We start from the raw sequence: 12349 nt of genomic DNA, 5'->3' as shown, positions 1-12349 counted from the left end.
GGTGGCGGGAGCAAGCCGTGCTGGCTGCGTCGCGGGGCCATCGGGCCGCACGAGGTCCCGAGATCCCCACGGAACGACAGAGGAGAGCAGCCCAGCCATGAACCAGCCCCGGATCCTGACCGTGCGGCCCGAGCCGGGCGAGTACGCCTGGACGTCCGGCGGTGCGCCACCCGTGGCGCGAATCGCTCCGGGTACGGTGCTCGACCTGTACACGGAGGACTGTTTCGCGGGAAAAGTGCGCTCGAAGAACGACCTGGTGTCCGAGTTCTGCCAGTTCCCGTTCCTGAATCCGCAGACCGGCCCCTCCCACGTCGAGGGGGCGGAACCGGGCGACACCGTAGCCGTGCACTTCGTGTCGATCGAACCGGCCCGCGACTGGGCGGCGTCCACCACAGTCCCGCTCTTCGGGACGCTCACCTCCACCCACACCACCGCATCGCTCCAGCCTCCGCTGCCCGAGACCGTGTGGATATGGCAACTCGACCGGGACCGGCGCACCGCACATTTCAGCGCACATGACGGCGACTTCGAGATCGTGCTGCCGATGGATCCGATGCACGGCACGGTCGGCGTCGCACCGGCCAATCTCCAGGTGCGCTCGGCCCGCGTTCCCGATGCTCACGGCGGCAACATGGACATTCCCGAGATGCGGGCAGGCGTCACCTGCCACCTCGGGGTGAACGTGGAGGGCGCGCTCCTGAGCCTTGGTGACGGACACGCCCCGCAGGGCGAGGGAGAAACCTGCGGAGTCGCCGTCGAGTGCGCGATGAACACAGTCGTGATCGTCGAACTCCTGAAGGGGATCACCACACCCTGGCCGCGCCTGGAGTCCGACACCCACATCATCTCCACCGGCTCGGCACGTCCGCTCGAGGACGCCTTCCGAATATCCCAACCCGACCTGTTGCAGTGGCTGGTGCGGGACTACGGCTTCAGCGAGCTCGACGCGTACCAGTTCGCGACCCAGACCGTCGAGTCGCCGCTCACCAATGTCTGCGACACCAACTACACGTGCGTGGCCAAGCTCCGCAAGGAGTGGCCGCCCGCGCGCGAAACTCACCGGGGGCTGCACGCGCGGCTGCGAGAGGCGGCCGTGCTGTTGCCCCACTGAGAATCCAGCGGTTCCCCCCACCGAGAGGCAGGCCAGCCATGGATCGAGCAAGACGTTTCCCCAGCAGGCGCAGGCTGTTGCAGGGAGCGGCCCTGGCCGCTGTCCCCACCGCGCTCCTCCCCGCCACCCGCGCCACGGCCCGGCCTCAGGCGGTCGACTATCCGCTCGCCGAGTGGGTTCCGGCGAGCAGCTCCAACTACACGGCCGCCAACCGCCCCAGCACCTACCCCATCGACTACGTGATCGTCCACGTCACACAGGAGACCTACGCCGACACACTCGCCATCTTCCAGAACTCGGCGAAGAAGGTTTCATCCCACTATGTGGTGCGCTCCAAGGACGGACACATCGCCCAGTGCGTCCGCGAACGCAACGTCGGCTGGCACGCGGGCAACTGGAACTACAACACCCGAAGCATCGGCATCGAACACGAAGGATGGGTGGATCAGCCCGAGTATTTCACCGACGCGATGTACGAGCAGTCCGCGCTGCTGACCTCGGCCATCTGCGATACGTACGACATCCCCAAGGACCGCAAGCACATCATCGGGCACGTCGAAGTGCCCGGCACCGACCACACCGATCCAGGGGTGCACTGGGACTGGACGCGATACATCCGCCTGGTCAACTCTGCCTGACCTCGGCCGGCTCGAACCGCGGCGATCGCTGAGGCGCTTGTCGGGCTCGCGTCAGGGCGCGTGCCGCAGCGGTTGTCGGGACACGCTCGCGGGGCGACCATGGCTGCACCCCATCGCCGTCCCGGGAGGCCGAGTTGACCGAAGCATGGGTGGCGCCGGAAGCCGGTGCCGATCCTGCCGAGCGGGTGCGGGTGCTGCGGCGCGCCCACGAGAGGTTCACCGAGGCGGGGACGCTCACGCAACCGGTGCGTTCCGTGGTGGCCGAGTCGTGGCGGCGCTCGGCCAGGGCGAGGGTCAGCCCGGAGGACACCGGCGCGGCGGTCGAGCTCACCGACGGGGATCTCGGTTCGTATCGGGCCGAGCACCCCCTGGCCGGCGTGATGCCGCTGTTCCGTGAGCTGATGGGCACGTTCGCGATGGACGGTGAGCATCTCCTAGCGGTGTGCGACGCACAAGGCAGGCTGCTCTGGGTCGAGGGACACTCCGCGACCCGGCAGAAGGCGGGGCGGATGAACTTCGTGCCGGGTGCGCGGTGGGCGGAGTCCGCGATGGGGACGAATGCTCCGGGGACGGCGGTGGCGGTGGACCGGCCGGTGCAGGTGTTCGCGGCCGAGCACTTCATCCGGCGCGTCCAGCCGTGGACGTGCGCGGCGGCCCCGGTGCACGATCCGCGGACCGGGCGGCTCCTCGGAGCCGTGGACATCACCGGGGGCGACGGACTGGCGCATCCGCACAGCCTCGCCTTCGTGCAGGCGGTCGCTCGGGCGGCGGAGTCTCAACTGGCCCTGCTGTCACCGCCGATGGCGAACACGGAGACCGTGGGTCTCACCGCGCTCGGCCGTGACGAGGCGCTGCTGCTGACCGGCGGTCGCAAGGTGCGGCTGAGCCGCAGGCACAGCGAGATTCTCGTCCTGCTCGCCCGCCACCCGGACGGCCTGACCGGCGATGAGCTGCTGTGCGCGCTGTACGAGGACGAGTCGGTGACGCCGGTGACGCTTCGGGCCGAGCTGGCGCGGCTACGGCGGCTTCTGGGGCCGGAGCTGCTGAGGTCACGCCCCTACAGGATCTCGGTGCCGGTCGAGTCGGATGTCGACGCCGTCGAGCGCCGGCTCGGTTCGGGGGCGGTCACCGCGGCCGCCGCCGCGTACGCGGGTCCGCTCCTGCCCGCTTCGCAGGCGCCTGCCGTGGCCCGGCTGCGGCGCAGGCTCGCCGATCAGCTGCGAGCTGCCCTCATCGCACGCCGCGACCCGGATCTCCTGGCGGACTGGGTGCACTCCCCGTGGGGGGAGGACGACCTTCCGGTCTGGCGAGCGCTGGCGCAGATCCGGGCGACGCCACCGGTGCTGGCGCGGCTCAGGGAGCTGGATGCGGAGCTGAAGAACGTGAGGCAGGGGGTGGGGATCGAACCTGCCGGGCGCATGCCTGCCGGTCCGACGCCTGCCTGAGGGGCGGGGGCGCAGTGTGTGGGTGCGGGGTTTCCTGGCAATCGAACCGACGGTCAGCTTCCGCAACGTACCTGCAACGTCCGCGCTCCTACTCTCCGGGGCGAGAGCTGCCCAACGGCGGGCAGCCTTCCCCGGGAGGCCAGCAAGATGACCCGTTACGCAGCGCCCGGCACCGATGGCGCAGTTGTCTCCTACCAGGCCCGCTACGACCACTTCATCGGCGGCGAGTACGTCGCGCCCGCCCGTGGTCAGTACTTCGAGAACCCGAGCCCGGTCAACGGCGAGCCCTTCACCGAGATCGCCCGCGGCACGGCCGAGGACGTGGAGCGTGCCCTGGACGCGGCGCACGCAGCCGCACCCGCATGGGGCCGCACCTCAGCGACCGAACGCTCCGACATCCTGCGGAAGATCGCCGACCGCATGGAGGCGAACCTCGAACAGCTCGCGGTGGCCGAGAGCTGGGAGAACGGCAAGCCCGTACGCGAGACGCTGGCCGCCGACATCCCGCTCGCCATCGACCACTTCCGGTACTTCGCGGGGGCCATCCGCGCGCAGGAGGGTTCGCTGAGCGAGGTGGACGAGGACACCGTCGCGTACCACTTCCATGAGCCGCTCGGTGTTGTCGCGCAGATCATTCCGTGGAACTTCCCGATTCTGATGGCGGCATGGAAGCTCGCACCCGCCCTCGCGGCGGGCAACGCGGTCGTACTCAAGCCCGCGGAGCAGACTCCGGCTTCCATCCACTACTGGATGAGCCTCGTCGCCGATCTGCTGCCGCCCGGTGTCGTCAACATCCTCAACGGCTTCGGCGTCGAGGCGGGCAAGCCCCTGGCCTCCAGCCCACGCGTCGCGAAGGTCGCCTTCACCGGTGAGACCACGACGGGGCGGCTGATCATGCAGTACGCCTCGGAGAACATCAAGCCGGTGACGCTGGAGCTGGGCGGGAAGTCGCCGAACATCTTCTTCGACGACGTGTGGGACCACAACGACGACTTCCGTGACAAGGCGCTCGAGGGCTTCACGATGTTCGCCCTCAACAACGGAGAGGTGTGTACCTGTCCGTCGCGTGCCCTCGTCCAGCAGGGTCACTACAGCGAGTTCATGGAGGCGGCGGTCGCCCGCACCGAGCAGATCGTGCCGGGGCACCCGCTGGACACCGACACGATGATCGGAGCCCAGGCCTCCAACGACCAGTTGGAGAAGATCCTCTCCTACCTGGACATCGGCCAGCAGGAGGGCGCCAAGGTACTGACGGGCGGTCAGCGAGTGACGTATGAGGGCGAGTTGGCCGGGGGCTACTACGTCCAGCCGACCATCTTCGAGGGTGACAACCGCATGCGGATCTTCCAGGAGGAGATCTTCGGCCCGGTCGTCTCCGTCGCGTCGTTCAACGACTTCGACGACGCCATCAAGACCGCCAACGACACGTTGTACGGCCTCGGCGCCGGGGTGTGGACGCGCGACATGAACACTGCCTACCGGGCGGGCCGCGCGATCCAGGCGGGCCGGGTCTGGACGAACTGCTACCACGCCTACCCCGCACACGCGGCGTTCGGCGGCTACAAGCAGTCCGGCATCGGCCGCGAGACGCACAAGATGATGCTGGAGCACTACCAGCAGACGAAGAACCTCCTGGTGTCGTACTCGCCGAAGAAGCTGGGGTTCTTCTAGGGGTACGAGAAGAGGCGCCTGACGGCAGGCCGGCGTCCGAGTTCCGGCGTTGCCGCCCCCGCGCCCACTGACACCCCCTACATCGTGGTTGCCGTGGGGCGGCGCTTCAGCCCCAGGCATCCGAGGCAGAGCCGCAGCTGTGCAGGTCGTCGCGGCCCTTCGCATAGGGTCGGACCCACGATGAACAGCAACGATCCGTCCGCCGCGCCGTCCAAGGCCGACAAGGCGACCGTACGGCGGCACAACCTGAGCCTGGTGCTGCGCACGGTCCATGACGCGGGTGAGGCGACGCGCGCCGGGGTTGCCGCGCGGGTGGGGCTGACCCGGGCCGCGGTGTCCTCGCTCGTGGATCAGCTCCTCACCGAGGGGTTCCTCACCGAGTGGGGCAAGACGTTCAGCGGACAGGCGGGGCGGCCGGGTACGGCACTGCAGGTGGCGCGGACCGGGCCCGCCGGGCTCGGGGTCGAGATCAACATCGACTACGTGACGGTGTGCGTGATCGACCTCGCCGGCACCGAGCGCGTACGCCTGGTGGAGCGCACCGACAACCGGGGCGCCCCGCCCGCCGCGGTCCTGGCGCGGGCGGCGCGGCTCGCATCACGGGCCATCGAGTCCGCCGCGGAGCAGAAGCTTCGCCCCGTCGGTGCCGAACTGGCACTGCCCGCCCTGGTCTCCGGTGGTTCGGTGCGGCAGGCGCCGAACCTGGGCTGGAACCGGGTGGCCGTGGAGGGGCTGTTCGCGCAGGCGTTGACGGCGCTGCATCCCACGCACCGCGCACTGCCGGTCAGCGCCGACAACGAGGCGAACCTGGCGGCCATGGCCGAGCTGTGGTTCGGCGACAGCGACGACCGCGTGACCAGCTTCATCTACCTGACCGGCGAGATCGGTATCGGCGGCGCCCTGGTGATCAACGGTCAACTCCTGCGGGGCGCCCACGGGTTCGCCGGCGAGATCGGGCATGTGGTGGTGGAGCCGGACGGTCCCGAGTGCCGCTGCGGTGCGCGGGGCTGTCTGGAGCAGTACGCGGGGCAGGCGGCGCTGTTGCGGGCGGCGGATCTCGACGAGAGCGCGGGCCTGACCGGGCTCGCGGAGCTGGAGCGCAGGGCGCGTGAGGGCGAGCCGCAGGCCCGGCATGCGATCGAGGAGGCCGGGCGCCGGCTGGGCCGGGTTCTCTCGGGTGCGGTGAACCTGATCGACCCGGACGCGGTGATTCTGGGCGGTGTCTTCCGCGACCTCATGCCGTGGCTCGCCCCCGCCGCCGACGAGGAGCTGACCTCCCGTGTGGTGTCGGGCCTGTGGACGCCGGGCAGCAAGCGGCTGCGTGCCTCGTCCTCGTCCGGTGATGCGGCGCGGGGCGCGGCCGGGCGCGTGGTGCGCGAGGTCCTGGCGGACCCGGCGGCGTACGTGGAGCGCGTGGCGGACTGACGTCTCGGGCCGGTCGGAGGCCTGGCGCCGTCGGTCCGCCGCGCTCCGGGAGGGTGTCAGCCCCGGTGTGCCGCGATCAGCTGCCGATACCAGTGGTAGCTGTCCTTCGGAGTGCGTTGCTGGGTGTCGTAGTCGACGCGTACGATCCCGAATCGCTTGGCATAGCCAAGGGCCCACTCGAAGTTGTCGAGCAGCGACCAGACGTAGTAGCCGCGTACGTCGACGCCCGCGTCCATGGCGGCGCGCAGAGCCGTCAGGTGGCTGTGCAGATAGGCGACGCGGTCCGGGTCGTGGACGCCGCCGTGCTGGTCCACGACATCGTGCTCGGCCGAGCCGTTCTCGGTGATGTGGATCGGCGGCAGGGCCTCGCCGTAGGTGTCCTTCAGCGCGGTCAGCAGGTCGGTGAAGGACTCGGGCACCACGGGCCAGTTCATGGCCGTGCGCCGCACCTCCGGGTAGGCCATCTCCTGGTAGCGGTTGTCCGTGGCGACACGCTGGGCGGGGTCGGGCTCGCGGTAGGGGGCATCGGCGACGACGATCGGCCGGTAGTAGTTGATGCCGAGGAAGTCCAGCGGCTGGGCGATCAGATCGAGGTCCCCGTCGCGGCGGAAGTCCTGACGGGTGATCAGCTCGCCCCAGGTGTCCTGCTCGATCGCCGGATAGCGGCCCGCGAGGATCGGCTCCGTCCACACCAGGTTGTGCTGGGTGTCGGCGCGCACGGCGGCCGCGCGGTCGGCGGGCGTGTCGTTCGCGGGCACGTTGCGGTCGAGGTTGAGGGTGATGCCGGCCTCCCGGACACCGGCCGCGCGCAGCGCCTTCATCGCCAGGCCGTGGCCGACGAGCAGGTGGTGTGCGGCGGCCAGGGCGCCGGTGCCCTCCTGGGCGCCGGGGGCGTGACGGCCGACGGAGTAGCCGAGGAACGCGCTGCACCATGGCTCGTTGAGGGTGATCCAGCGGGGTACGCGGTCGGCGAGGTGCTCGGCGACGATCTGCGTGTACTCGCCGAAGCGTTCGGCGGTCTCGCGCACGCGCCAGCCGCCTTGGTCTTCCAGGGCCTGCGGCAGGTCCCAGTGGTAGAGGGTGGCGGCCGGTTCGATGCCGGCTTCGAGGAGTTCGTCGGCGAGCCGCGAGTAGAAGTCCAGGCCCTTGGCGTTGGCGGGACCGGATCCGGTGGGCTGGATGCGGGGCCAGGCGATGGAGAAGCGGTAGGAGTCGACCCCCAGGCCGCGCAGCAGGGCCACGTCCTCGGGGTAGCGGTGGTAGTGGTCGCAGGCCACGTCGCCGGTGTCGCCGCCGTCGACGCGGCCCGGGGTGTGGCAGTAGGTGTCCCAGATGGAGGGGCCGCGGCCGTCCTCGTGCGCGGCACCCTCGATCTGGTACGAGGCGGTGGCCGCGCCGAAGACGAAGCCGGAGGGGAAGACGGGCAAGTCACTCATGAATGGCCTTACTTGGTGTACGTGGCCTACTTGACGGATCCGCCGGTGATGCCGGCGGCGATGTACTTCTGGGCGAGGACGAGCAGCACCGCTGCCGGGATCGCGGACAGGACGGATGCGGCCATGACGGAGCCCCAGTCGCCGACGTGCGCGCCGATGTACTGGTAGATGCCGAGGGTGACCGGCTTGACGTCGTCGGTGGTGTTGAGAGTGAGCGCGAACATGAAGTCGCTCCACGCGTACAGGAAGGAGAACAGGCCTGCGGTGATCAGGGAGTTGCGGCTCATCGGGAGCACCACCTGCACGAAGGTACGCAGCCGGCCCGCGCCGTCGACTTCGGCGGCCTCGATGACCTCCCTGGGGATGGCCACCATGAAGGACCGCATCAGGACGATGGCGAAGGGGATGCCGAGCGAGGCGTCGGCGAGCATGAGGCCGAAGTAGGAGTTGACCAGGCCGAGATCGACGTAGGCACTGTAGAGCGCGTTGGCGATGACGATGCCCGGCACCATCTGGGTGATGAGCGTGCCGAAGACGATGGTGCGGGTGCCGCGGAGGCGGAACTGGGCGAGCCCGTAGGCGGCGGGGGCGGCGATCGCGAGGCAGATGGTGACGGCGCCGAAGGCGACGGCGAGCGAGGTCAGCAGGTGGCCGCCCTGCTCGCGGATCGCGGAGGTGAACCCGGACAGGTCCACCCCGTGCGGGACGGGCGAGACCTCCAGGAGGCCGGATGTGGGCTGCAGGGCCGTGTTGAGCATCCAGTAGAGCGGGAAGAGCATCACGCCCAGGATGAATACGCCGACGACGGTGGCACCCCAGCGGCGCTTCGCCCTGGTGGCAGGCGCTTGGGCGGCGGGTGTCTGGGTGACGGTGGTGGTCGCCATGCCGGTCACTTCCCCTCGGAGCGGTTGGCCCGCAGGTAGAACACCGCGAAGACAGCGGAGATCAGGATCAAAACGTTGCCGACGACGGCGCCCGCGCCGAAGTCCAGCTGCACGAAGGAGTTCTGGTAAGTGAGGGTGCCCAGGGTCTGGGTGGAGTCGGCCGGGCCGCCGTCGGTCAGGGCGAGGATCAGGTCGAGGATCTTCACCGTCGACATGAAGCCGAGGACCAGCACGACGGTGATGACCGGCTTGAGCAGCGGCAGCGTGATCGAGCGGAACGTGCGCCAGGCGGACGCGCCGTCCAGGGACGCGGCCTCGTACAGCTCCTTGGGGACCTCCTGAAGACCTCCGTACAGGATCACCATGTTGAAGGGGATGCCGATCCAGATGTTCACCAGGATGACGGAGAACAGGGCCATGCCGGGGCTGGTCAGCCAGGGTGTGGCGCCGCCCAGGCCGAAGGTGTCGAGGAAGGAGTTGAGGACACCGGTGTCCTGGTCCAGGATGCGGCGCCACACGATGCCGGAGACGACCATCGGGACGAGCCAGGGCAGCAGGATCAGCGAGCGCAGCACGCCGTTGAGCGGGAATCTCTTGGTGAAGAAGACAGCGAGCGCGAGGCCGATGCCGAACTGGCCGATCAGGGAGCCGATGGTGAAGACGACGGTGTGCCACAGCGCCTTGCCGAACAGGTCGTCCTGGAAGACCTTGCTCCAGTTGTCGGTGCCGTTGAACGGGGCCTTGCCGTCGAAGAAGGTGGAGGGCGAGTAGTCCTGGAAGCTCATCAGGACGTTTCGTACGAGCGGGTAGCCGAAGAAGAGCGCCATGAAGATGACGGCGGGCGCGATGAAGCCCCACTGGGAGAGCCTGCGGCGGCGCCGGGCGCGTGCCGGGCCGGGCTTCTTGACGGTGGTCGCCGGGTGATCGGCGGCGGGTGCGGTCGCGGAGGCTGTGGTGGTCGACATGTTCGTCACGTCACTTCCCGCTCGTGGCGCGCTGCTGGGCGCGCTGGAGCGCGGCCTCGCTGGACTGTCCGGTGAGGGCGGACTGGAAGGCGCTCTGCAGGGCGAGCGACACCGACGACCAGCGCGCGCCGACCTTGGCCGTGCGCGAGCGCGCGGTGGCCACCTGGTCGGCCAGAGCGTCGAGTTCGGGCACTTCCTTGCGCCAGACGGCGGCGGCCTTCTCGTTGGCGGGGACCATCCAGCTGTTGCGCGCGTAGCTGATCTGCTCCTTCTCGCCGGCCATGCAGTCGATGATCTTCCCGGCGGTCTTCTCGCGCGCGGTGTCACCGGTCTTGGGCACGGTCAGCACGGCGCCGCCGAGCGGGCCGACGGAGTCGCCCCCCGCCTTCGGCACCGGGATCCGGGCGATGCCCCAGTCCAGGTTCTTCTTGGTGTTGAGCGTCTCGACCTGCCACGGACCGTTGATCATCATTGCGGCGTTGCCCGCCATGAACTGGTCGTTGACGTCGGCCTGGGTCCAGTTGACGGTCGACTTGGACAGCGAGCCGTCCTTGATGAGGCTCTTCCAGTAGTCCAGCGCCTGGGCGACCTGCCTGCTCGCGAGATGCGACTCGTCACCGCCGTTGGACCACATGAACGGCGTGAACTGGAAGACGCCGTCCTCCGCGCCGCCCGCGCTCAGGGCGATGCCGTACTGCTTGCCCTGGGTGAGCTTCTTGGCGGTCTGCCGCATCTCGTCCCAGGTGGTGGGGACTTCGAGACCCGCCTTCTTCAAGGTGTCCTTGTTGTAGAACAGGGCGAGGGTGTTCACCGTGCGCGCGGCCCCGTAATACGTGCCCTTGTAGGAGCCGAAGTCGACGATGCCCCGCGGTATGTCCTGGGTGGACAGGCCCAACGTGCGCAGGTCGATCAGTCCGCCGGCGTCGGCGAACGTCGGCATCTCGGAGGCGTCGAACTGGATGACGTCCGGCAGTGACTTCGACGACGCCATGCGCAGCGACTTCGTCATGACCTGTGCGGCCGGCACGCTCTGCTGCTCGATGGTGATGCCGAGCCGCTTGCTGCAGCGGGACAAGGTGGCGGCGTCCCAGCCGTGATACGAGTCGTCGGTCGACGAGTTGAGGACGGTGTAGACGTCGTCGTCACGCTGCTGGCCGCAGCCGGCGAGTGCCGTGGTGGCCACGAGCGCGGAGACAACGGTGAGCGGGACCGTCGCCCGCCGACCGGCACGGCGGCGCCTGACACGCGCGCGCTCCGGTATGTGTGCTGCTGTCACGGTGGTTGCCCTTGCCTGGGAGGGGTGGCCGACCGGCGGGACGCCCGTGTCCCGCCGGGGGTGTTCGCAGATCCCGGTACGGCTCCGGCCTAGTCCGTACGGGCTCGATCGCGGGGTGCGGAGGTCAGCGCGCGCCGAGCAGGTGCTCCATGGCGAGCTGGTCGAGGCGTTCGAAGGCCATGGAGCGCTCGGCGGCGGCGTTCACGTCGTAGTCCTCGTACGCACCCTTGTCGGCCAGGAGTTCGGCCAGGCCCTCGGCGGCGGTGGGCTGTGCGAGCTGGTCGAGGCGGGAGTCACGCAGCGCCTGCCGCACCTGGGGGTCGGCCCGGAACGCGGCCGAACGCTCCTTGAGGAGCAGGTAGTTGCGCATGCAGTTCTTCGCGGACTCCCACACGCCGTCGACACCGTCGGTGCGCGCCGGCTTGAAGTCGAAGTGGCGCGGCCCCTGGTAGCCGGCGCTCTCAAGCAGGTCGACGAGCCAGAACGCCTGGCGCACGTCACCGGCGCCGAAGCGCAGGTCCTGGTCGTACTTGATGCCGGTCTGTCCGTTGAGATCGATGTGGAAGAGCTTGCCCGCCCACAGGGCCTGGGCGATGCCGTGCGGGAAGTTCAGGCCCGCCATCTGCTCGTGACCGACCTCCGGATTGACGCCCACGAGTTCGGGGCGCTCCAGGCGCTCGATGAACGCCAGAGCGTGACCGATGGTCGGCAGGAGGATGTCGCCGCGCGGTTCGTTCGGCTTTGGCTCGATCGCGAACCTGAGGTCGTAGCCCTGCTCGACGACGTACTCGCCGAGCAGGTCGAAGGCCTCCTTCAACCGGTCGAGCGCGACGCGCACATCCTTGGCACCGCCGGACTCCGCGCCCTCACGACCGCCCCAGGCGACGTACGTCGTGGCGCCCAGCTCCACCGCGAGGTCGATGTTGCGGATGGTCTTGCGCAGCGCGAAGCGGCGTACGTCGCGGTCATTGGCGGTGAAGCCACCGTCCTTGAAGACGGGGTGGGTGAACAGGTTCGTGGTGGCCATCGGCACCGCGAGCCCGGTCTCGTCCAGGACGGCGCGAAACCGCTTGACGATGGCCTCGCGCTCGGCGTCGGAGGAACCGAAGGGGATCAGGTCATCGTCGTGGAACGTCACGCCGTACGCGCCGAGTTCGGCGAGGCGGCGGACCGATTCGACGGGGTCAAGGGCGGGGCGGGTGGCATCGCCGAAGGGATCGTTGCCCCGCCAACCGACGGTCCACAGACCGAACGTGAACGTGTCTTCGGGGGTGGGGGTGAAGCGGTCGGACATGGTGCGGCCCTTTGCTGCGAGTTTGTTTTCTGACATGACTAATACGCCACGAAGCGCTTCGACGCTAGACCCCGGAGTCAACTTCACACCCTGCAAAGGCGTCGATACCTGGCGCCATCAGGAATCGAAGCGCTTCCGCGATCGCACCGAAAAGGGTCCTTGCCGTTTTGTTTTCTGTACGATCAAATGGCACGGGCAGCTGCT

Annotated in this window: 10 protein-coding genes; 5 read left to right on the top strand and 5 right to left on the bottom strand. The window is 69.1% G+C overall.

The features are described 5' to 3' along the window. Positions 1–97: 97 nt before the first annotated feature. The 5 genes from OG302_RS38925 to OG302_RS38905 all read left to right on the top strand — a co-directional run bounded on the left by OG302_RS38925 (position 98) and on the right by OG302_RS38905 (position 6290). A complete protein-coding gene (locus OG302_RS38925; protein ID WP_371749459.1) occupies positions 98–1111 on the top strand; it encodes an acetamidase/formamidase family protein in 1014 nt (337 codons plus the stop codon). A gap of 38 nt (positions 1112–1149) precedes the next feature. Next, positions 1150–1749, top strand: coding sequence for an N-acetylmuramoyl-L-alanine amidase (locus tag OG302_RS38920; protein WP_371749458.1), 600 nt, complete (start codon positions 1150–1152; stop codon positions 1747–1749). A 134-nt stretch (positions 1750–1883) separates the two neighbouring features. Further along, positions 1884–3194 (top strand): GAF domain-containing protein, encoded by a 1311-nt coding sequence (locus OG302_RS38915; protein ID WP_371749457.1) that lies wholly within the window; start codon positions 1884–1886, stop codon positions 3192–3194. Between the two features lie 147 nt (positions 3195–3341). Further along, positions 3342–4865: an aldehyde dehydrogenase family protein gene (locus OG302_RS38910; RefSeq protein WP_371749456.1), complete on the top strand. Its 1524-nt coding sequence runs from the start codon at positions 3342–3344 to the stop codon at positions 4863–4865. A gap of 180 nt (positions 4866–5045) precedes the next feature. Continuing rightward, positions 5046–6290, top strand: a complete 1245-nt coding sequence (locus tag OG302_RS38905; RefSeq protein ID WP_371749455.1) for an ROK family protein — start codon at positions 5046–5048, stop codon at positions 6288–6290. Positions 6291–6346: 56 nt separating this feature from the next. Here OG302_RS38905 and OG302_RS38900 read toward each other — a convergent pair whose 3' ends face one another. From OG302_RS38900 to xylA, 5 genes are all read right to left on the bottom strand, one after another. Continuing rightward, a complete protein-coding gene (locus tag OG302_RS38900; protein WP_371749454.1) occupies positions 6347–7726 on the bottom strand; it encodes a GH1 family beta-glucosidase in 1380 nt (459 codons plus the stop codon). Positions 7727–7752: 26 nt separating this feature from the next. Then, a complete protein-coding gene (locus OG302_RS38895) occupies positions 7753–8610 on the bottom strand; it encodes a carbohydrate ABC transporter permease (RefSeq protein ID WP_371749453.1) in 858 nt (285 codons plus the stop codon). A 5-nt stretch (positions 8611–8615) separates the two neighbouring features. Further along, on the bottom strand, positions 8616–9575 hold the full coding sequence (locus OG302_RS38890; RefSeq protein WP_371749452.1) for a carbohydrate ABC transporter permease: 960 nt from the start codon (positions 9573–9575) through the stop codon (positions 8616–8618). A gap of 10 nt (positions 9576–9585) precedes the next feature. Next, on the bottom strand, positions 9586–10851 hold the full coding sequence (locus OG302_RS38885) for a sugar ABC transporter substrate-binding protein (RefSeq protein WP_371749451.1): 1266 nt from the start codon (positions 10849–10851) through the stop codon (positions 9586–9588). A gap of 124 nt (positions 10852–10975) precedes the next feature. Further along, positions 10976–12145, bottom strand: coding sequence for a xylose isomerase (gene xylA / locus OG302_RS38880; RefSeq protein ID WP_371750366.1), 1170 nt, complete (start codon positions 12143–12145; stop codon positions 10976–10978). Positions 12146–12349: the final 204 nt, after the last annotated feature.

The organism is Streptomyces sp. NBC_01283, from assembly GCF_041435335.1.
Classification (GTDB): Bacteria; Actinomycetota; Actinomycetes; order Streptomycetales; family Streptomycetaceae; genus Streptomyces.
This window is presented reverse-complemented; position numbering and strand designations above follow the sequence as displayed.

Excerpts from the sequence above, each read along its gene's own strand:
- OG302_RS38925 (WP_371749459.1), top strand. The coding sequence starts at position 98 with ATGAACCAGCCCCGGATCCTGACCGTGCGGCCCGAGCCGGGCGAGTAC.
- OG302_RS38920 (WP_371749458.1), top strand. The coding sequence starts at position 1,150 with ATGGATCGAGCAAGACGTTTCCCCAGCAGGCGCAGGCTGTTGCAGGGA.
- OG302_RS38910 (WP_371749456.1), top strand. The coding sequence starts at position 3,342 with ATGACCCGTTACGCAGCGCCCGGCACCGATGGCGCAGTTGTCTCCTAC.
- OG302_RS38905 (WP_371749455.1), top strand. The coding sequence starts at position 5,046 with ATGAACAGCAACGATCCGTCCGCCGCGCCGTCCAAGGCCGACAAGGCG.
- OG302_RS38900 (WP_371749454.1), bottom strand. The coding sequence starts at position 7,726 with ATGAGTGACTTGCCCGTCTTCCCCTCCGGCTTCGTCTTCGGCGCGGCC.
- OG302_RS38895 (WP_371749453.1), bottom strand. The coding sequence starts at position 8,610 with ATGGCGACCACCACCGTCACCCAGACACCCGCCGCCCAAGCGCCTGCC.
- OG302_RS38890 (WP_371749452.1), bottom strand. The coding sequence starts at position 9,575 with ATGTCGACCACCACAGCCTCCGCGACCGCACCCGCCGCCGATCACCCG.
- xylA (WP_371750366.1), bottom strand. The coding sequence starts at position 12,145 with ATGTCCGACCGCTTCACCCCCACCCCCGAAGACACGTTCACGTTCGGT.